Origin of the sequence: Pelagicoccus albus, from assembly GCF_014230145.1 — a bacterium.
Lineage (GTDB): Bacteria > Verrucomicrobiota > Verrucomicrobiia > Opitutales > Opitutaceae > Pelagicoccus > Pelagicoccus albus.
The window spans coordinates 566346-584762 of record NZ_JACHVC010000006.1; the positions used below are offsets into that span (position 1 = coordinate 566346).

Annotated in this window: 17 protein-coding genes; 9 read left to right on the top strand and 8 right to left on the bottom strand. The window is 50.8% G+C overall.

Annotated features, from left to right (window positions below; genetic code table 11):
• Nucleotides 1-133 precede the first annotated feature (133 nt).
• Nucleotides 134-997, top strand: coding sequence for an HDOD domain-containing protein (locus tag H5P27_RS05855; protein ID WP_185659437.1), 864 nt, complete (start codon nucleotides 134-136; stop codon nucleotides 995-997).
• A 4-nt stretch (nucleotides 998-1001) separates the two neighbouring features.
• On the opposite strand, the gene H5P27_RS05860 is transcribed toward H5P27_RS05855, so the two are convergent.
• The gene (locus H5P27_RS05860; protein WP_185659438.1) at nucleotides 1002-1427 is read right to left on the bottom strand and encodes a Fur family transcriptional regulator; all 426 of its coding nucleotides are present in this window, start codon (nucleotides 1425-1427) and stop codon (nucleotides 1002-1004) included.
• A gap of 234 nt (nucleotides 1428-1661) precedes the next feature.
• On the opposite strand from H5P27_RS05860, the gene H5P27_RS05865 reads away from it, so the two are divergent.
• Nucleotides 1662-2789 carry a S1C family serine protease gene (locus H5P27_RS05865; RefSeq protein WP_185659439.1) on the top strand — a complete coding sequence of 376 codons (1128 nt, stop codon included), beginning with the start codon at nucleotides 1662-1664 and terminating at the stop codon, nucleotides 2787-2789.
• A gap of 14 nt (nucleotides 2790-2803) precedes the next feature.
• Here the strand turns inward: H5P27_RS05865 and H5P27_RS05870 are convergent, their stop codons facing one another.
• Complete coding sequence (locus tag H5P27_RS05870) at nucleotides 2804-3859, bottom strand: potassium channel family protein (protein WP_185659440.1); 1056 nt, start codon at nucleotides 3857-3859, stop codon at nucleotides 2804-2806.
• Between the two features lie 209 nt (nucleotides 3860-4068).
• Between H5P27_RS05870 and H5P27_RS05875 the strand changes: the two genes are divergently transcribed.
• Together H5P27_RS05875 and rsgA are read left to right on the top strand one after the other, a co-directional pair.
• The gene (locus H5P27_RS05875) at nucleotides 4069-4839 is read left to right on the top strand and encodes an AMP nucleosidase (protein WP_185659635.1); all 771 of its coding nucleotides are present in this window, start codon (nucleotides 4069-4071) and stop codon (nucleotides 4837-4839) included.
• Nucleotides 4840-4864: 25 nt separating this feature from the next.
• A complete protein-coding gene (gene rsgA, locus H5P27_RS05880; RefSeq protein ID WP_185659441.1) occupies nucleotides 4865-5989 on the top strand; it encodes a ribosome small subunit-dependent GTPase A in 1125 nt (374 codons plus the stop codon).
• 17 nt (nucleotides 5990-6006) lie between these two features.
• Here the strand turns inward: rsgA and H5P27_RS05885 are convergent, their stop codons facing one another.
• Nucleotides 6007-6780, bottom strand: coding sequence for an EI24 domain-containing protein (locus H5P27_RS05885; protein ID WP_185659442.1), 774 nt, complete (start codon nucleotides 6778-6780; stop codon nucleotides 6007-6009).
• Between the two features lie 288 nt (nucleotides 6781-7068).
• On the opposite strand from H5P27_RS05885, the gene H5P27_RS05890 reads away from it, so the two are divergent.
• Entirely contained in the window at nucleotides 7069-7545 is a 477-nt protein-coding gene (locus H5P27_RS05890; RefSeq protein WP_221774618.1) for a TspO/MBR family protein, read from the top strand.
• Between the two features lie 23 nt (nucleotides 7546-7568).
• On the opposite strand, the gene H5P27_RS05895 is transcribed toward H5P27_RS05890, so the two are convergent.
• Nucleotides 7569-8801: an MFS transporter gene (locus H5P27_RS05895; protein ID WP_221774619.1), complete on the bottom strand. Its 1233-nt coding sequence runs from the start codon at nucleotides 8799-8801 to the stop codon at nucleotides 7569-7571.
• Nucleotides 8802-8935: 134 nt separating this feature from the next.
• Nucleotides 8936-10048 carry an alanine dehydrogenase gene (gene ald, locus H5P27_RS05900; protein ID WP_185659444.1) on the bottom strand — a complete coding sequence of 371 codons (1113 nt, stop codon included), beginning with the start codon at nucleotides 10046-10048 and terminating at the stop codon, nucleotides 8936-8938.
• A 368-nt stretch (nucleotides 10049-10416) separates the two neighbouring features.
• Between ald and H5P27_RS05905 the strand changes: the two genes are divergently transcribed.
• From H5P27_RS05905 to H5P27_RS05915, 3 genes are all read left to right on the top strand, one after another.
• The gene (locus H5P27_RS05905) at nucleotides 10417-11346 is read left to right on the top strand and encodes a mechanosensitive ion channel family protein (protein ID WP_185659445.1); all 930 of its coding nucleotides are present in this window, start codon (nucleotides 10417-10419) and stop codon (nucleotides 11344-11346) included.
• 371 nt (nucleotides 11347-11717) lie between these two features.
• Entirely contained in the window at nucleotides 11718-12800 is a 1083-nt protein-coding gene (locus H5P27_RS05910; RefSeq protein WP_185659446.1) for a carbohydrate kinase family protein, read from the top strand.
• Nucleotides 12801-12906: 106 nt separating this feature from the next.
• Nucleotides 12907-14046, top strand: a complete 1140-nt coding sequence (locus H5P27_RS05915; protein ID WP_185659447.1) for an aldose 1-epimerase family protein — start codon at nucleotides 12907-12909, stop codon at nucleotides 14044-14046.
• A gap of 148 nt (nucleotides 14047-14194) precedes the next feature.
• On the opposite strand, the gene H5P27_RS05920 is transcribed toward H5P27_RS05915, so the two are convergent.
• A complete protein-coding gene (locus H5P27_RS05920; RefSeq protein WP_185659448.1) occupies nucleotides 14195-14788 on the bottom strand; it encodes a hypothetical protein in 594 nt (197 codons plus the stop codon).
• A 311-nt stretch (nucleotides 14789-15099) separates the two neighbouring features.
• On the opposite strand from H5P27_RS05920, the gene H5P27_RS05925 reads away from it, so the two are divergent.
• The gene (locus H5P27_RS05925; RefSeq protein WP_185659449.1) at nucleotides 15100-16068 is read left to right on the top strand and encodes a pectinesterase family protein; all 969 of its coding nucleotides are present in this window, start codon (nucleotides 15100-15102) and stop codon (nucleotides 16066-16068) included.
• A gap of 27 nt (nucleotides 16069-16095) precedes the next feature.
• Here H5P27_RS05925 and H5P27_RS05930 read toward each other — a convergent pair whose 3' ends face one another.
• Both H5P27_RS05930 and purT read right to left on the bottom strand, forming a co-directional pair.
• Entirely contained in the window at nucleotides 16096-16923 is an 828-nt protein-coding gene (locus H5P27_RS05930) for an SGNH/GDSL hydrolase family protein (protein WP_185659450.1), read from the bottom strand.
• Nucleotides 16924-17114: 191 nt separating this feature from the next.
• Nucleotides 17115-18299 carry a formate-dependent phosphoribosylglycinamide formyltransferase gene (gene purT / locus H5P27_RS05935; RefSeq protein ID WP_185659451.1) on the bottom strand — a complete coding sequence of 395 codons (1185 nt, stop codon included), beginning with the start codon at nucleotides 18297-18299 and terminating at the stop codon, nucleotides 17115-17117.
• Nucleotides 18300-18417 lie beyond the last annotated feature (118 nt).

The window sequence follows — 18417 nt, forward strand, 5'->3', positions numbered from 1 at the left end:
CCAAGGTATCGAAGGCGCGAAACCTCGATTTATACTAGCCAACCAGATTCAGGATGATTTCCCACAAAATCACACTTATACGACTCCGCCAGAAACTCCTTAGCGAGAAAAGAAGGGGAGAGGAACAGTCGAAATGACAAAACAGGAGGTTATTGATTTTCTGTTGAATGGCTTCGTTTTGTCGAACTTGCCGGATTCTTTTCTGCGCTTGCAGCGTATCGCGAACGACCCGCATTCCGATGTCGAGGATGTCGTAGCCGTGGTGCGGATGGACCCGGAGCTGGCGGCGAATCTTTTGAAGCTAGCCAACTCCTCTTGTTACAGCACGGGAACTCCCGTGAACTCTATCGAGGAAGCTGCCCAATTGCTGGGTATGCGAGCAGTGGTTCAGAGTTCACTTGCTCTCGGAATTATCAGCCAAATCGACATTCCACATGAGCATCTGGATTTGAGGTGCTTCTGGAAACGTTGCGTTTCTGTGGCTGTGATTTCGGAGAAATTGCACGCCAAAGCTCCCCAGTTCATTCGGCGAATCGTGGATTCGAATCAGCTCTACACGGCTGGCTTGCTCTACGACATCGGTATCCTGGCCCTCATCGAAGGATTTCCTTCAGAAATGGTGGGCATTATCGATGGAGCGGAGTTGATCGGTGAATCCATCCAGGAAGCGGAATCTCGTGTTATGGGATTCACTCATCAGGATGTCGGACGAATCTTGTTTAAGAAGTGGGGCTTGTCGGAGTCGCTTCAATGTGTGGCGGGCTACCATCACGACCCTCTTTCTCTGAAAAGGCGGATTCACTGCCCCATTGTCGATTTGGTTCATATCGCTGACTACATCTGCTGCAAACGAGATGAGGGGACGCCATCCTCGCTCAAACCACGAATGTTGGATCAGGTCTGGGAACGCTCGGGCATCAGCAGGACAGCTATCGAGGAGATTGAGCTGGAGGTGCCCCAAGTATTCACGGCTACAGAAGCTATCCTGTCGCTCTAATTGCTTAGCGACAGTTATCGCACAGCCCGTAAAGCTCCAGAACATGCGTGACCTCGGTGAACCCGAGTTTGGAGGCCAATTTTTCTAGCTTCTCGATTTCGCAATGATCGAGTCGCTCCGCCTTATGGCATTTTCTGCAAATGATGTGGTGGTGGTGATGCTCCTCGGCGTTGAGCTCGTAAAGGGATTTTCCAGATTCGGTAGGAATGCGTGTCGCGATCCCCGCTGATTCGAATGTCTCCAGATTTCGGTAAACGGTCACCAGATCGTAGTCCGAGGCTCCTAGCGCTTCGTGAGCTTCTTCAGCGCTCAGTGGCTTTTCGCTATCGATCAACAGGCGAAGCAAGGCTTTGCGTGGTTCCGTGATACGGTACCGTTCCTTTTTTAGGGAAGTGATCGCGACGTCGAACTTTTGCTCTGATTGGTCCATCGAAGTGACGTTAAGCTACTGTTCGAACTCCGCTCCTCAACTAAAATCTAGACGGTAGTGAGGGATTCAAAACCACAAGGCCCGATGCTGCGGGAATGTACAGAAGGTTCTCCAGCGAGTTTTTACTGTGGAGATTAGCTGCCGGAAGGGACTTGCTTCAGCCGCGCCTCTGGCAAATCTTCTCCTCCGCCTGAATCGAAGGCGAAAATCCCCCGACAAATTTTATAGCAGGAAATGTCAGAGAATCGAAATCCTTACCGTTTCGTATTGCCGATGCTTATATTCGCGGCAGCGGTTTTTACAGTGACTTACGTCGCTCGCTTGGCGTTAGGGGGCGACTCTGGAGTTGTTCTGCAAGTGGAAACGCCTGCCATACCCGCTGCAGGAGAGTTGCTGCCGGACGAGAGAAACACGATCGCGATCTTTCAGAAAGCCTCTCCGTCGGTGGTTTTCGTCTACAACATTCAAAGCCAATTTGACCCGAGAACTTTTAACGTGTCCGAAGTTCCACAAGGATCAGGCTCGGGCTTTCTCTGGGACAAATCGGGACACATCGTGACCAATTTCCACGTGGTGGCGAATGCTTCGCGTATCGCTGTCACCTTGATAGACGGAAAAACCTATGAAGCTGAGAAAATTGGCGAGGAGCCGAGCAAGGACCTCGCAGTGCTCAAAATCGATTTGCTAGGAACAAATGTGACTCCCTTGGGAGAAGTCGTTGCGGACTCCTCGAAAGTACTTGTGGGCCAAAAAAGCATCGCGATCGGCAACCCGTTTGGCTTGGACCACACGCTCACGGTGGGAACCATTTCGGCTATGGGGAGAAGCATGGCTTCGATCGTGAAAGACGTCACTATTCGCGATATGATCCAGACTGATGCGGCTATCAATCCGGGCAATTCTGGTGGTCCCTTGCTCAATAGCCACGGTGAGTTGATTGGGATGAATACTCTGATTCTTCGTAATTCAACTGGAATCGGCTTTGCCGTTCCCTCCAACACAATTTCCAGAATCGTAAGCCAAATTATCGAGTTTGGAGAGCCGGTTCGCTCAGGAATCGGAATCACCGTAGTCAGCGAGGGAAATCTCGTGCAACGCCTCGGTTTGACTGGAGTGATGATTCGCGTGGTGCAGCCGGATTCGCCCGCTGCTCAAGCCGGACTACGCGGTATGACCATCAGTCAAGCTGGAAGGATCGTAGTGGGAGACATAATACAGGCGATAGATGGGCAGCCGATCACCAACGTCGACGATCTTTATCACGCACTGGACTTGAAGCGAGAGGGCGAAGTCGTAAACGTCGTATTCTACCGAGAAGGACAACAATACTCCGCAGATATAGAGTTGGTGAGAATCCAGTAGGGAATGGGGGCGGTTTAGCCGACTTTCGCCCCTCTGTATTGTCTAACAGGTTGGCTACTCAATCCGCGGACGAAGGCTGGAATAGTGCCTTCGTGGCAAATTACGATTAGAGAATCTCCCGCATGGATCTGAGTGGAAAGGGCGGGCTTTACGAGCAGTTCACCACCTTCACGCCGAACTGCAACTATGATGAAAGCGCTCTTCCCGCGAGTCTCAAGTTTTTCCAAGGTTTGCCCGATTAGTTCGCTCTGGGAGTCGATCCGCACCTCGTCCACCTCCAGCCCGATCTCATTTAAGCTTTCCAAGAAAAACGTATCTCGAAGCTCCTGATCAAGGACCTCTCTGGCGCTGGGCTTTAGGATGAGCTGGGCCACACGTTCAGCTCCTATGTGTGATGGCATAACGACTCTGTTCGCGCCTGCCTGCAACAGCTTGGGCTCCGAGCTCGGTTGTACTCCTCTCGCAATTACATCCAGTCCTGGATTTAGCCCCTTGGCGCTGAGAACGATGAAAACGTTTGCCGCATCACTAGGGAGTAGGCTGGCGAGTGTATCCGCTCGTTGGATGCCGGCTCGTTCCAATACGCTCTCCTCGGTGGCATCTCCTTCTATGCAGAGCATGCCTGCTTCTTTAATCGTTTCTATGCGGGTGGCAGAGTTGTCGATAACCACAAAAGGGCGCCCAGCCTGCTTTAAGTGAGAGGCTACCATGACGCCAATTCGCCCGTATCCGCAAAGTATGACATGATTGCTAGTATGATTGATTTCGCTTTGCATTTTTCGTTTGCCGAGCAGGCGTTGGAGTTGTCCTTCGGTTAACCAGTTGATAAAGGCGCCGAGGATGTAGATGAGCGAGGTGCAGCCCGCTATGATGAAAAAGATCGTGAAGATTTTTAGCCCTGGCGTCATCTCGCCTGATTCGCCGTATCCGACTCCAAATACGGTGATGATGACCATGTAGGCCGCATCAAGTGTCTCCCACCCAGCGATTCGGAAACCAAGAAATCCGCCGATGACTACGATGAGAAAGAGCACAATGCCCAACAAGAGTTGTTTGGTGGGAACTAGCATGAGGCTAAAGGAAGGATCTGGAAACTACTGGAACGGAGTTTCGAGTCAATCAGCAGTCTCGTAAGGGCCGGAAATAGGAAACTGCCCGGTGATTGTAACCCAGATCTGTCGGTTTTGTTTGGCAAGCTCTCGGAATGAGATAATTGTATTTGAGTCGAGGAGCTTCGCCGCCAGGCATCGGCGACGGAGTGAATCACAGGTATGTTATGATGAAGGGGAAGAACGAAATCGTTGAAAATTGGTTGCCGCGTTACACGGGTATGGCTCTCGAGGACTTTGGTGACTATGTCTTGCTGTGTAATTTCCAACGCTATCTGGAGATTTTCGCCGAACGTTATGGCGTGCAAATTATGGGGATAGGAAAGCCGATGACCTCGGTAACTGCTGGCCGTATCACCATGATAAACTTCGGGATTGGTAGCCCATCTGCCGCTACGATTGTTGATCTCCTCACGGCCATCAAACCCAAGGCGATACTCTTTCTCGGCAAATGCGGTGGCGTGAAGCACATTGCCAACATCGGATCCTTAATCTTGCCGATTGCTGCGATTCGGGGGGACGGTACCAGCGACGACTACATGCCGAAGGAAGTGCCAGCCCTGCCGGCTTTCGCCTTGCAGAAGGCGATTTCCACGACGATCCGCGACAACGGCTTCGATTACTGGACGGGTACTGTCTATACGACCAACCGAAGGGTTTGGGAGCATGACGAGCGATTTAAGGAGTACTTACGCAAGACGCGAGCTATCGCGGTAGATATGGAAACCGCCACCATATTTACTACCAGCTTCGCGAACGAGATCCCAAGTGGAGCTCTCTTGTTAGTGTCGGATCAGCCCATGTTGCCCGAAGGTATAAAGACCGCTGAGAGTGACGAAAAAGTGGATCACAATTTCGTGGATCGCCATTTATCGATCGGTATCCAAGCTTTGGAACAATTGATAAATAACGGAGAGACGATCAAGCATCTGAAATTTTGAGGCAGACCACGAGGGAATTCGAATTATGAGTCTGAGTCTCGAGGAACTAGGTTGGAGTGAGGAGTTCGAACGGCATTTCGCTGCCGTTAATGATACAACCGTCGTTCCTGCTCGCGTGATTCGTGAAAATCGGGGCGAGTATATCATCCACACCGGTAAGGAGCGGGCTGTTGCTCGCTTGCCGGGGGTTGAGCGGATAGGCAAATCGGATTCGTCGGAGTATCCCACTGTTGGCGATTGGCTTGCTGTAGAAAAGGTGCCGCTAAGTGATGATTATCTGATTCGGGAGCTGCTGCCTCGCAAGAGCCTCTTTGAACGAAAGGTGGTTGGGGAAGCGACCCGCCATCAATCTATCGTGGCCAACTTCGATTCGCTTTTTCTCGTGACCGGACTTGATGCGGATTTTAATACCAGCCGTATTCAGCGTTACCTCAGTGTGGCTTGGAATAGTAGAGCCCAGCTTGTCGTGATATTGAACAAAGCTGATTTGATCGAGGAGCTAGATGAGGTGCTTGCCGCGGTGAAAGAGGTCGCCAAGGACGTTCCGGTTCATGCGGTCTCTGCTTTTGATCCGGCGAGCCTTGAATGCCTGAAGCAGTATCTTGGAACCGGTCGCACGGTGGCCCTTCTTGGTTCCTCAGGAGTTGGAAAATCGTCCCTGACCAATGCTTTTATAGGAGAGGATCGGCTCTTGACCCAACAGAACCGCGCTGCCGATGGCAAAGGCCGTCATACGACAACGTGGCGGGAACTCTCTCCGCTTCCGGGTGGTGGGATGTTGATTGATTTGCCGGGAATGCGGGAGCTCCAGTTGACCGGAGAAGGAGATGGGGTCGATAAGACTTTCAGCGACATCGAAGAGCTAATGACCCAATGCAAGTTCCGCAATTGTCGGCACGAGGGTGAACCCGGTTGCGCAATCGATAAGGCTATCGAAAGCGGTGATTTGGCGGTAAGTCGCTACAAACAGTACGTTAAGCTTCGCAACGAACAGATCGTCGCTCAGGAGCGCCGTGAGGCGAGGGATAAGATTATCGCCGGGCGCCGCCGCAAGATCGCGGTTAAGGAAGGCCCTGTTAAAAAGAAGATCGCCAAGAAACGTAAGCAGCTAAACACCTCGCGCAGCTACCTCGAAAATCTGGACGATTGAGAAGACGGGCGATTCCCCTAGCTTAGCCGTTTCGCTTTCGAATCGTAAAGCGTATCCACACCGCTTACAGCGGCAGCGATGATCCCGTAGGAGGGAGCGAGAAACCATCCGATTATTGGCACCAGCATCATAATCATGAAGCCGGCCCCATTTCCCATAGCATGCCACTTGTTTTGGTAGGAGTGGGAGAGGCTTTGACGAATTCCCATTCGACGGCGTTCAAGGACAGGATCCATGAAGCCGGCTCCTGCAAAGTAGGCCTGCAAAATTAGCATTCCGGCGAAATAAATTGCCGCCCCCGCTAGTGGTATCAGCCACAAAAGCCAGCATAACACAGTGAGAGCGAGTGAGATGGCCAAGGTGATGCCGCTGACCATTATGCCTCGATAGATGTCGTACATAAGCCCGCCGATGGAGAAAGCCGGCCCCTTCGTTCCATGATGCTTCTCCTCGGCTGTTTCAGAGATCATTCCAATGAACGGCGCGTAAATGACCATGACCACACTGCGATATAGCAGGAAAGCCAAGTATATGGAGAGGAGTCCGACAATAACGCTCAGTCCCCAAGCTGCCCAAGAGGCAACCTCGTTGGGTAGCCATTTCTCGCTGATGTGTGTGCTTAATTCCTGAACGCCAAAAAACGTTCCGCCAAAAAAAACTCCGATGACCACAGGAAAATAGAGCATGCTGATCAATCCTGGGATTATCAGATGCTTCCACATTCCCTCTTTCCACACCAGTCGATGGGCATCTCGGTAGGCATTTAGCCCTTTCATGAATGGTCTAAACATTGATTTGAGGTGACAGCTAGGGTACTTGTCTTGGTTTGTCCATGGTTTGTTATCAGACCTGACCTGTCGAAAGTTGCTCCCTGAGTTTAATATGGAAAAAATTCTTGTCCGGAAAACTGAATACGTTCCGAGTTATACCTTTTTCAAGGTGTCGTATGCAGGCATCCTGAGGCTCTTTACCAGCAATCGTAATTTGCGGGAATTCGTAATTCGAGGGTGGGCTCAGGGAAGCGGTAATCTTGCAACGTCCATGCTTTCACTAAGAGTTTATCAATAGATATGTTGGGTATGAAGTTCGGAAAGTTATTGGCTTCGTTTGTTGCGTGCTATGCGGTTTTGGCATTGGGGGCGGTCGCTTCCATTTCGGCGAGAAGCTACTACTCCTCGCTTGTTCAACCGGAGTGGGCTCCACCTGGCTGGTTGTTCGGGCCCGTTTGGACAACGCTCTACACTCTTATGGCGATATCCGTCTGGTTAGTGTGGCGTAGAAACGAAACGAAAGGCGTATCTCGGGAGCTTATCGTTTTTGGCGCTCAGCTAGTCTTCAACGGGCTATGGTCTTGGCTCTTTTTCAAATGGAATCTCGGGGCTGCCGCATTTTTAGACATTCTGCTGCTGCTTAGTCTGATTATTGCAAATGTATCCATGTTTTGGAAGCATAGCAAACTAGCAGCCGCACTGCTTATTCCTTACCTGACGTGGGTGGCTTTTGCGGCGGCCCTTTGCTACTCGGTTTGGCAGCTCAATCCAACGGAGCTGGGTTAGAGAGGTTGACCGCTTAAGTTGTATTAAGCCGTCTGGCGGATGACTCTGTTGATGTTGGTCATCAAGATCAAAGTCGTAGTGATGACTCCCGCGGCGAGCCAGCCGAGGCTTCCGTAGTGGAGCAGCGGGCCATTTGCACTCTGGGTGACTATGAGCCCAGCCACGATTGCTGCGATACCTCCTGCTGCTTGCTGAATCGCGGAGTGAATACTCATGTAGGTGCCTCTGTCTTGAGGAGCGGGAACCGCGGTTAGCAAAGCTTGGCCGGATATCATGCGAGTGGATACGCCGATATAGAGAATGGCATTGAGAACGATCACCAATGTAAGCGGGCTGACCCCGAGGTGAGTGTAGGTTAGGATGGCGCTCATCGCTATGACAGAACCCAAAAAGAACATAGGAAGCTTCCCGACTGAGTCGCTCAAACTACCCGCGATTGGTCCCGTCACGAGTGTGCAAAGCCCGGCCACCATGTAGACTAACGGTAACTTTTCGAGCGAGATGCCCAAGTTTTCGACTGCGAACGCGCTGGCGAATGGCATCAGCATGTATCCACCACTTGAGAGTAGGGTGACGGTGGCGAAACCCTGAAGGTAGCGTGGGTTCTTGAAGGTATCGACCAGCTTGTTGAATGGGTTCCGCGTCTCAACGTGTGACAGGTGTCCTACGATTGGTCTCATGAAAAAGACGATGCACAATCCTGTCAGAATACTGAGAACGACAATGCTCATGAAAGGAAAGTGCCAGCCGTAGTGAGTTGCTAGATACAATCCGAATGGAAGCCCCAGAATTTGGCTTGCGGAAAAAGCCATCTGTACGAATCCCATTACACGGCCGCGTTTTTCGGGTGGGAAGAGGTCGGTGACAATGGCGAAGCCTATGGAGCTCATAACCCCTCCGAAGAAGCCAGTTAACGTTCTCGCAACCAAAAGGGATTGGTAGTTTGGAGCCAGAGCGCAGAAGAGGGTTCCCAATATAAAGCCGCTGTAGAAGAAGATAAGCATCCTCTTGCGGTCGAACTTGTCTGCAAAACCTGCAGCCAGCAGGGCTGAGGCGCCTGCTGCGAATGCATAGCCGGATACGACGTGCCCAAATTGCACTGTGGTGATGTCGAGCTCCTTGAGCAAAATTGCCCCAAGCGGAGATAGCACCATGAAATCCAAAACGACGGTGAACTGGATGATCGCCAATAATGCTATGGCGAAAATTTGGTAGCGTGTGAATGGCTCGCCTTTTCTATTGATCTCTCTTTTCAAAATAAGTCCGGAATGAGGGCCCCGGGGCGAGAGCTCAAAGTCTAGTTAGGAGGAATGCCGCGTCTGATTAACTCAAACTTCGGCTCCACTGGAACGATTGAAGTTCCAAAATCGACTGCATGGAAGCTGAAAACTTATTCTTCCAGATTCAACTCAGAGTAGGGCAAATCGAACGCCTCTGCCACAGGCAGATAGGTGATCTCGCCTCGTACTATGTTAAGACCTTTGGCGATGGCCGCATTTTCTCGGGCGCTACGCTTCCAGCCTTTATTCGCTATCTGCAAAAGAAACGGGAGCGTTGCATTGGTAAGAGCCAGAGTGGAAGTGACTGGCATCGCTCCGGGCATGTTGGTGACGCAATAGTGGATGATACCCTCTTCGACGAAAATGGGGTTGCCGTGGCTTGTGGGGCGCGAAGTCTCGGTAGAGCCGCCTTGGTCAATCGCGACGTCCACGATAACGGCGCCTTTTCGCATCAGTGGCAAATGTTCGCGTTTCACGAGCTTGGGCGATTTGGCACCAGGAATTAACACGCTGGATACGACCACGTCTGCTTCCAGAAGAGCCTCTCGGATGTTGGCGGGATTGGACATGACCGATACCACATTAGGCGGCATTACATCGGAAAGATGCCGGAGCTTCTTCAGGTCGACATCTAGCACGTAAACGCGAGCCCCCAATCCGGCCGCCATCTTGGCGGCGTTGCATCCTACGACGCCGGCTCCGAGAATAACTACGTTTGCGGGAGGGACTCCAGGAACTCCGCCTATAAGGACTCCACGCCCGCCATGTTCTCTTTCTAAGTACTTAGCGGCTTGCTGTATGGCCATTCTGCCGGCTACTTCACTCATGGGCATGAGGAGCGGCAGGTATCCATTTTTTTCTTGGATTGTCTCGTAAGCTATCGCCACGCATCCGGATTGTTTTACCGCTAGAGTTAGCTCTTCAGAGGCCGCGAAATGGAAGTAAGTGAAGATTATTTGGTCCTTCCGCATGAGAGGGTACTCCTCGGGGAGGGGCTCTTTTACCTTCACAATCAAGTCAGCCGTCTCGAATACGGCTGCTTCAGTCTCCAGAATCTTGGCACCTGCCTCGCGATAGGACTCGTCGCTAAAATCACTGGCGGCTCCTGCTCCTGTCTCTACAAAAACCTGATGCCCATAAACCGCTAGGGCTTCCACACCTGATGGTATTAGCGCGACTCTATTTTCCTCGGACTTTTTCTCTCTGACGACACCTATTTTCATTAGCGAATAGTAGAATCTAGATTCTTTGGATACAAGCCGAGTCGCTTGAAAGCAGCTGATTTTTTATTGTGAAACTGCCTTGCTCTTTCACAAAGCAAATCAGCCTGCGCATTGCATGGATCATGGCAGTTTGCACGAATTCGGGACACCGTGGCGCGTATTGCTTATTTCTTTCCCAGCGAATTTTTAGCCGCACTTTTGGGAAGCCCATTGCGGCGTAATTGCTGGTAGTGGACAGGTTTCGAACAAGCCGAAATCGAGGAGGTTAGCGACAGGATCTGCTTAACTTTTCGAGTTCGGAACGGTTTATGCGACGTCTGTGGACGAGAACCCGGTGTCTAGCTGGGCTTCGCCAAAGATATATAATTATGCTTGATAAACTGATCCTTCCAATAGCCCAGGCAACTTCAGAAGAAGCTTCTGGGAATGCTCTAACGCTTGCTAGCGAGGCAGAAACCGCTGTGCACAAAGCCATCGAGACGATCGTAACATTCTTAACTCACTATGGGATGAGCGTGGTCGGTGCCATCGTTATCCTCATCTTGGGTAATATCGCTGCTAAGTTCGTATCCAAAAAGATAGAGAATTTGGTTCTCAAACGTTCTGAAGCTGAACCGTCCTTGGCTTCGATCTCGCGGCAGGTGTCTTACTCCGTAATCATGGTGATGGTTATTATCATCGTGCTGGGGAAGTTCGGCGTGGAGACCGCTAGTCTTATTGCTGTCTTGGGTACTGCCGGTTTGGCCGTTGGCTTAGCCTTACAAGGAACACTGAGCAACGTAGCTGCGGGCATCATGATTCTGTTCTTGAAACCGTTTCGTGCTGGCAACGCGGTAAAAATCGGTGGGGGAGAAGTTTATCTCGTGGACGAAATCGGACTCTTTGTAACGAGGGCCCACCAACCGGATTGCCCAAGAGTTATGATTCCGAATTCCGAAATTTGGGGTAGCGTGATCGTTAATTTCTCCGACACGGTTGAGAGTCAGCGTCGTTTCGACATCGCTTTCGGCATTTCTTACGACGATGATATCGACAAAGCCCTGCAGATACTCGAGGAATTGGCAGCCAATGATCCTCGCGTTCTCACCGACCCGGAGCCTTTCATCAAGGTAGACAGTCTCGGCGATTCTTCGGTCAATATTCTCTTCCGCGTCTACACCTTGGCTTCTGATTGGTGGCCTGCAAAACTTGACCTAACCAAGGCGGGTAAGGAAGCGCTTGAGGCGGGAGGCTGCACTATTCCATTCCCACAGCGCGACGTGCACCTCTTCGAGTCGAAGAGCGAATCCGCGAGCTGAGATTCTATCTAGTTCTCGGTCAGTCGCCCGACGAATTTCCTGGCTGACATGATTTTTGAGGTCGATGTCCTTTAGGGCATCGGCCCTTTTTACGTCCGTGGCTTGTCAGGGTCCTTGAAGGTGGAGTGTTCCCCGACAGGCCTAAGCTGACTGTATGAATAAAGATAAGTTTGTATTTTTTACCTTGAAGGAACTATTAACACTACTTATCTCAAAACTTCATCGAATCACGTCACGCTTACAATCGAATCAGGTGTCATGCGTCGTGATCGTTAATACGAATTTAACCCTGATCAGTTACGAAACTGGCAAATCTTATATCCCGACCGGTCGAAGGGCTAGGTCCTCAAACTGGTACAATGAATAACGCAATGAATAGGTACGTAGACTTCTTGAATAACATCAGCGGCAATGTGCTGCTCGGCTGCGACGGATTTGTCGACGAGGTTTATGAAATCGTCGATGTCAGAAAGAGCCTGACTGAGTTCACAGCTATCGATAATCTGAAAGAGTTCGGAGAGTTGATCGTTAAGCGAGCTGATGGTGGCGTGGGTCTAGAAATCGTTCCCAAGCGTCGCTGCTCTGGTGGATTCACTCCCAACACTGGTCGAGTGGCTGCTTTCCTAGGACTAAAACCTACGCTTGCCGGACTTTACGGTGAGAAGACGATCGATCCTGCGTTCGAAGAATTCACGGAAAACTGCAACTTGTTGTCCCTAGGCGATCCGGCCTTGACCTTGGTATTCGAATTTTCTGACGGCAAGATCCTGATGAGTGCCTTGAAGTCGGTTGCGAACCTGACATGGACCGAGTTCGTTGAATTCTTTGGAGAGGAGAAGGTTAAGGAGCTATTTGCCGATGTAGATATCCTTGGTCTCGGCTATTGGTCGCTTACTCCCGATTTCGACAAATTCCTCACTGGATTTATCTCGCAATACCAAGAGTCGAAACCGCCTCGCCGCATGTTCTTCGACTTCGCTGATATCAAGAAAAAGTCGAGCGAGTCTTTCCTTGAAAGCTTAGCTCTGATCAAGAAGTACAACGAGAAAGTTCCGATGACCATTAGCTTGAACGAGCACGAGGGCGCAGAGCTCTTTTCAAGGTTTGGTCTCGAATGGAAAGAAGAGCCACAGCAAGTGGCCTCCGGCTTAACTACACTCCGCGAAAAGATCGGGATTGACGAGCTAGTCGTTCACACCCCTCACTTCGGAGCGGCCTCTAGCGCTACTGACGGTGAAGGCTACGCAATGCAAGAGCTGCAGACTAAAGTTATCCGCACTGCCGGAGCGGGAGATACGTTCAACGGCGGCTACCTATGCGCCTCACTTGGGGATCTCTCTGTCAAAGAACGTTTGGTAATCGCGAATGCCGCGACTGCATTTTTCGTAACGCACGCGACTGCTCCCACCAAGGAAGAGATGATTGCCCAAATCGAAAAGGCATCAGATAAGTAGCGGATAATCCGGAGTCGGCGTTTTGGCTCCGGATCATTTCAAACCTTTCTTGTATTTAAATATGACTTACGTTCAGACGCTCCTTCACCCCGATGCAAATGGTCCTATGCCTTCGTTGGCATTAGATTCGAAAACGATTTCAGTAGGCAAAAAAACGCCTTGGTCGGTCCATTCCAAAACGCTCCGAGGTGGGACGCAGGAAGGGGTCGAATTGGTAGAGATTGATAACGGTAAACTCTCGTTTGCGGTACTTCCGACGCGTGGGATGGGGATTTGGAAAGGGAAGTGTGGAGAGCTCGAGCTCGGCTGGAATTCGCCCGTCAAGAATCCAGTACACCCAACTTATGTGAATGCCCTCGATAATGGAGGGATTGGATGGCTTCGCGGATTCAACGAATGGATCGTACGCTGTGGCCTCAGTAGCATGGGGGCACCTGGTAAGGATGTTATTGTGGACAATAACGGAAATGCCTTGGAGGCGTTTTTGCCTCTGCATGGGAACATTGCGAATCTGCCAGCTCACACGCTTTCTATCGAGATTACGGAGGAGGAGATAATCCTGCGGGGAACAGTGGACGAGACCATGATGTTTGGGCCAGCTTTGCGTCTTGAGACGGAAATCCGCACATCCTTTGGTTCGTCGTCGCTCTCTATTATCGATACCGTAACGAACCTCGGAGACAACCCGACCGAGCACGAGCTGCTCTACCATGTCAATTACGGCGCTCCATTGCTAGAACAGGACGCAAAGTTCAGTGCCCCATTCAAGCAACTCGCTCCGCGGGATCCTAGAGCAGCGGAAGGTATAGACGTTTACGATCATTTCGATGCCCCTCTACCTGGCTTTGTCGAGCAGGCGTACTTCTTCGAGTTGGCGGGTAAATCGGGCAGCAAAGAGACCTTGGCCATGCTCAAAAACGCGGCGGGAGATCAGGCCTCGCTAGTTCGTTTCTCTCTCAAAGACTTCCCATGTTTCACCCTTTGGAAAAATACAGCGGGCCAGAACGATGGATACGTGACAGGCTTGGAGCCTTCGACAAACTACCCGAATACTCGCCGATTCGAACGCGAGAAAGGGCGCATCATAACCCTAGCGGGAGGCGAGTCGCGAAAGACCACTCTCGTGGTGGAAGCTTTGGATACAAAGAAGGCCATCAAATCTGTAGAGGCCGAAATCAAGGCTCTACAAAAAGGGGCAAAGGGAAAAGTCCACAGCGAGGCGATAGAGCGTTTTTCGGATATCTGACTCTCATCCCTCTAACCATTGCTTTCTCACAAGCCCTCTCGTTAAGTTGAGAGGGCTGTTTTGTATCTAGTAATATGAAACTTTGAATACAAAAAGAGGGAGAGCATTTCGCTCTCCCTCTTCGACATACAAGTATCAAATTTTATAATCAGGTCTCTTCGTCGAGACGTTCGGTTAGGAGGTCGATTGCACTGACCAGAACCTCCTCAGTAAGTCCTGTGTCGTCGATGGTCGTGTAGCCTCTCCAGAGTAGAGCATCAGTGCCTTCGTCATACGCTTCTAGGAGGAAGAGACGCGAGTTGGCATCCATGTAGATGCTTTCATCGGAAGCTACGTCTACAGTCTTCACGGTCTTGGTTTCGATCGTAGTTCCGTCTGAAATACGGTTCGTCTCAGTGGTAATAATCTCCACTTCATCGTCTGCCGATGGGTTCAGGTAGCTCGGCTTCGTTGCTGCAAACGTTTTGAAGGTGAATGATATTTCCGGCTCACTTTCGCCAACATAGTTCAGCCCATCGGATTCGAGGTTGTATACGAGAGCCTCGCCCGCGAATTCTTGAGCATTGTCGCTAAAGGCGGTGTCGTATCTGCTCGTATCCACGACATTCAGGTCGAAACGATCTGTTTTGCTTAGATCCAAGGCGCTGGTTACTGCGGAGGAGCTTACCTGATGACTGGTGGCACATCCGGTAAGGAAGACGATGGCGATGGCGGAGGCGCTGAAGAGTATTGGTTTTTTCATTATCGTGTTTAGTTAAGTTCTTGGCGGTTGACCGGTTTACGCCTTTTCAGTGCCAATATCTCTTTTTCGAATACGAAAGAAATTATACGGTTTCTAAGGTGTTCTTTTTCAGGTTCTTAGCAAATTTTGCTTTTTTGTGCTAGCTTACTTGTAGTTGTAGAGAGCGTGCGAAGTGCATGCCTTGGCCGCCTTTTTGCAAGCCAAGCTGTAAGGGGAGGGGGTGGATGTATACGTTGTGATCGTTTGCCTGAAGCTGTGGTTCACTTCGCGAATCCTTGAACTTCCAATCATATATTCTCAGGCTCTAACTCATGTTAAACCCCCTTGCCGTTTTCTCTTTCGTATTTCTCGCTCTCTTAAGTTCCTCTCCGCTTTATGGAGATGAGCCGGACTTTGTTGTCGCTCTAGATGGCAGTGGCGATTTTACCAGCATCCAAGCTGCGATCGATGCGGTGCCGGAGTTCCGGAAACAGCGTACTATAATATATGTGAAGCCTGGTCTTTACGAGGAACGTCTTACCTTAGCGTCTACCAAGAATTTAGTTAGCTTGATAGGGGAGGATGCTAATTCGACGATCGTAGCGACAGAGATGCATGCGAAGACCTTGAATCGTTTTGGCGAAGAAGTGGGGACAACTGGTTCGTCTGGTTTTTTCGTATTCGGCAGTGGCTTTATCTGCAAAAATATGACCTTCGAAAATCGGGCGGGCCCTGTAGGGCAAGCCGTGGCAGTCAGGGTTGATGGCGATAGGGTGTTCTTTGAAAACTGTCGATTCATAGGGAATCAGGATACTTTGTATCCACATGGTCAGAACAGTCGGCAGTACTATAAAAACTGCTATATCGAGGGTACTGTGGATTTCATTTTTGGTTGGTCGACAGCGTACTTCGAAGATTGCGAGATCTTTTGTAAAACGAGTGGCTATGTCACAGCTGCGTCAACCGTAGAGAGCCAAGCGTATGGGTTTGTATTCAAAAACTGCAGGATCACTGGGAACGCTCCAAAAGGGAGCTTCTATCTTGGACGCCCTTGGCGACCCTTTGCTAAGACAGTTTTTATCGACTGCTACCTAAGCGAGGTGATCAAAGCGGAAGGTTGGCATAACTGGGGAAAGCCAGATGCCGAGCGTACTACATTCTATGCGGAGTACGGCAGTACAGGACCCGGTTTCGCCGGCTCTGATGCGAGAGAGGGGTGGTCTCATCAAATCCAGACTGAAGAGCTAAGCAATTACACGGCGGAAGCCGTTTTGGGAGACTGGGACTTGAGCAGCTTGTAGCTCAACGCTCCTTCGATTTGGTTGTCTTCAGGGCAGATGCTCTAGAATCGCCTCGGCGATAAGCTCGTGTCCCCGCTCGCTTGGATGTATTAGATCTAGGTAAGGTTTTTCTCCAGATTCGATCGCCTTTGCAAAGTACGGGCCAAGCTGTATCGGCAGAATGCTTAGCTCTTGGCAAATTAGGCCAATCTTTGTATTTCCCTCATCAGCGACTCCCCGCTCAACCTCGTCCAATTGCCAGTGTTGGAAGACAATGACTTGCGGGGTAGCTGTTAAGGCGAGTTGTAAGAACGCTTTTAGATCATCCCGGCATGCTCGCTCGTGATCCTGCCTTGTGAAGTTTTTGACCCGGTTGTTGTTGGGCCCGGTCGGGCTACTTTTCAAGGCTGGCAGGTAGCGGGGTAGATAACGGGTGATTATCTCCCCAATCGCCGAGCCAGGCTTTTCGGTTGGATATTTGCTTGTATCAATTGGAGCGAAGTTGGGCGTATCTATATAGTCATGACTTGATGCTATCATAATAACCACATTTGCATCAAAGAATCCGTATTCCTCTGCGTAAGCTCTCCAGTTTCCTGGGCCCCAGCTTCCAGCGGATATATTTCCAACTATAACTTCTCGTTCGGATTCATCGGAAATCCTTTTTTGGAGTATACTAGTCGCTAGGGTCTCGTGATCTGTTTGGCTATCTCCGTGAATGACTGAATCGCCAAACACCATGACGCGATACTCTCCAGAACCCTTTGGGCTGAAGGGCTCCGACCGCATTCCGTACTGATTTACCAAGATCCTGTTTCCGAGGCGTGTGAGGTCTTGGTTGGGCTTGGCCATGTATTCGATCGTTGGATGCTCCATTGTTAGGGGAGGATTGCCGAGCCCGATGGCTAACCTTGCAATGGCTTCGAAGGCTAAAACGAGGACAAGTGTTAGGAGGCCGAAGCGTACCAATTTTGACTTAAGCCATCTCATTTCCTGAAACTTCCGCTGGGTGGTGGTTTATTGCGGCCTGAAAGTCTCTCGATCAGGTTGCAGAGTCCAAACTCTTGTTACAGTGCGATTTCTACGCTAGCGGATGATCTCTTCGCTTTTTCGAGAGCCTTTTCGATGGTCTCTGCTCTGGCGAGGCAAACGCCCATGCGGCGCCTGCCATTTACTCCCGGCTTTCCGAATAGTCGAAGTTGGGTGTCCGCTTCGGAAAGGACGGTTCTCAAATTCCCGTAGCTTACCTTGTCCGATGTTCCCTCGACGAGTATCACGGAGCTCGCAGTTGGTCCGAATTGACGAATTGCTGGGATTGGCAACCCGAGCAGTGCCCGGGCGTGCAGGGCGAATTGCGAGAGGTCCTGCGAAGCCATGGTCACCATCCCCGTGTCGTGTGGGCGAGGGGAAACTTCGCTAAAATACACGAGGTCTCCTTTCACGAATAGCTCCACGCCGAAGATTCCGTGCCCACCCAAGGCATCTGTCACGGATTTCGCTATGTGTTTCGCATTCTCCAAAGCTTTTTCTGTCATGGCTTGGGGCTGCCAGGATTCTCGATAGTCTCCATCTTCTTGGCGGTGGCCGATCGGGTCGCAGAAACCCGTGCCGTCGGAGTGACGAACGGTGAGAAGGGTTATTTCGTAATCGAAATCTACAAAGCCCTCTACGATCACCTTACCCTTGCCGGCACGCCCTCCCTCTTGGGCGTATTTCCAAGCGCTCTCGATATCTTCAGCCGATTTCACGACGCTCTGGCCCTTTCCGGAAGAGCTCATGATCGGTTTGACCACACAAGGCATCCCTATCTCGTTAATTGCTTTTTCGAAATCATCGAATTCCTCTGCAAATTTATAGGGGGAGCACAGAAGACTTAATTCCTCGGCAGCGAGCCGGCGAATCCCTTCGCGGTTCATCGTCAATTGAGTGGCTCTAGCTGTAGGGGCTACCCGAACTAGACCAGCTTTTTCGAGTTCCGCCAAGGTGTCGGTCGCAATGGCTTCAACTTCTGGGACTACGAGATCGGGCCTTTCGGATTCGATCACTGACCGTAAGGCTTCTCCATCGAGCATTGATATTACATGGCAGCGATCCGCTACCTGCATGGCGGGCGCATTCTCGTATGCGTCTACGGCGATTACTTCAACGCCGTACCGCTGTAGTTCAATTGCCACTTCTTTGCCGAGTTCGCCGGAACCACAAAGCAGGATTTTTGTTGCGGTGGGACTAAATGGAGTGCCGATTTGGGTCATATCCGGCAGTCAATCGTTAGACTGCCTTAGGGCAACACTGTAGAAACAAGCTCGTCTCGATTCGCTTCTGTGGGTGTTAGTGCACCTATTCGAGCATATCGAGCTCAAGCGGAACGTG

Excerpts from the sequence above, each read along its gene's own strand:
- H5P27_RS05855 (WP_185659437.1), top strand. The coding sequence starts at position 134 with ATGACAAAACAGGAGGTTATTGATTTTCTGTTGAATGGCTTCGTTTTG.
- H5P27_RS05860 (WP_185659438.1), bottom strand. The coding sequence starts at position 1,427 with ATGGACCAATCAGAGCAAAAGTTCGACGTCGCGATCACTTCCCTAAAA.
- H5P27_RS05865 (WP_185659439.1), top strand. The coding sequence starts at position 1,662 with ATGTCAGAGAATCGAAATCCTTACCGTTTCGTATTGCCGATGCTTATA.
- H5P27_RS05870 (WP_185659440.1), bottom strand. The coding sequence starts at position 3,859 with ATGCTAGTTCCCACCAAACAACTCTTGTTGGGCATTGTGCTCTTTCTC.
- H5P27_RS05875 (WP_185659635.1), top strand. The coding sequence starts at position 4,069 with ATGAAGGGGAAGAACGAAATCGTTGAAAATTGGTTGCCGCGTTACACG.
- rsgA (WP_185659441.1), top strand. The coding sequence starts at position 4,865 with ATGAGTCTGAGTCTCGAGGAACTAGGTTGGAGTGAGGAGTTCGAACGG.
- H5P27_RS05885 (WP_185659442.1), bottom strand. The coding sequence starts at position 6,780 with ATGTTTAGACCATTCATGAAAGGGCTAAATGCCTACCGAGATGCCCAT.
- H5P27_RS05890 (WP_221774618.1), top strand. The coding sequence starts at position 7,069 with ATGAAGTTCGGAAAGTTATTGGCTTCGTTTGTTGCGTGCTATGCGGTT.
- ald (WP_185659444.1), bottom strand. The coding sequence starts at position 10,048 with ATGAAAATAGGTGTCGTCAGAGAGAAAAAGTCCGAGGAAAATAGAGTC.
- H5P27_RS05905 (WP_185659445.1), top strand. The coding sequence starts at position 10,417 with ATGCTTGATAAACTGATCCTTCCAATAGCCCAGGCAACTTCAGAAGAA.
- H5P27_RS05910 (WP_185659446.1), top strand. The coding sequence starts at position 11,718 with ATGAATAGGTACGTAGACTTCTTGAATAACATCAGCGGCAATGTGCTG.
- H5P27_RS05915 (WP_185659447.1), top strand. The coding sequence starts at position 12,907 with ATGCCTTCGTTGGCATTAGATTCGAAAACGATTTCAGTAGGCAAAAAA.
- H5P27_RS05920 (WP_185659448.1), bottom strand. The coding sequence starts at position 14,788 with ATGAAAAAACCAATACTCTTCAGCGCCTCCGCCATCGCCATCGTCTTC.
- H5P27_RS05925 (WP_185659449.1), top strand. The coding sequence starts at position 15,100 with ATGTTAAACCCCCTTGCCGTTTTCTCTTTCGTATTTCTCGCTCTCTTA.
- H5P27_RS05930 (WP_185659450.1), bottom strand. The coding sequence starts at position 16,923 with ATGGAGCATCCAACGATCGAATACATGGCCAAGCCCAACCAAGACCTC.
- purT (WP_185659451.1), bottom strand. The coding sequence starts at position 18,299 with ATGACCCAAATCGGCACTCCATTTAGTCCCACCGCAACAAAAATCCTG.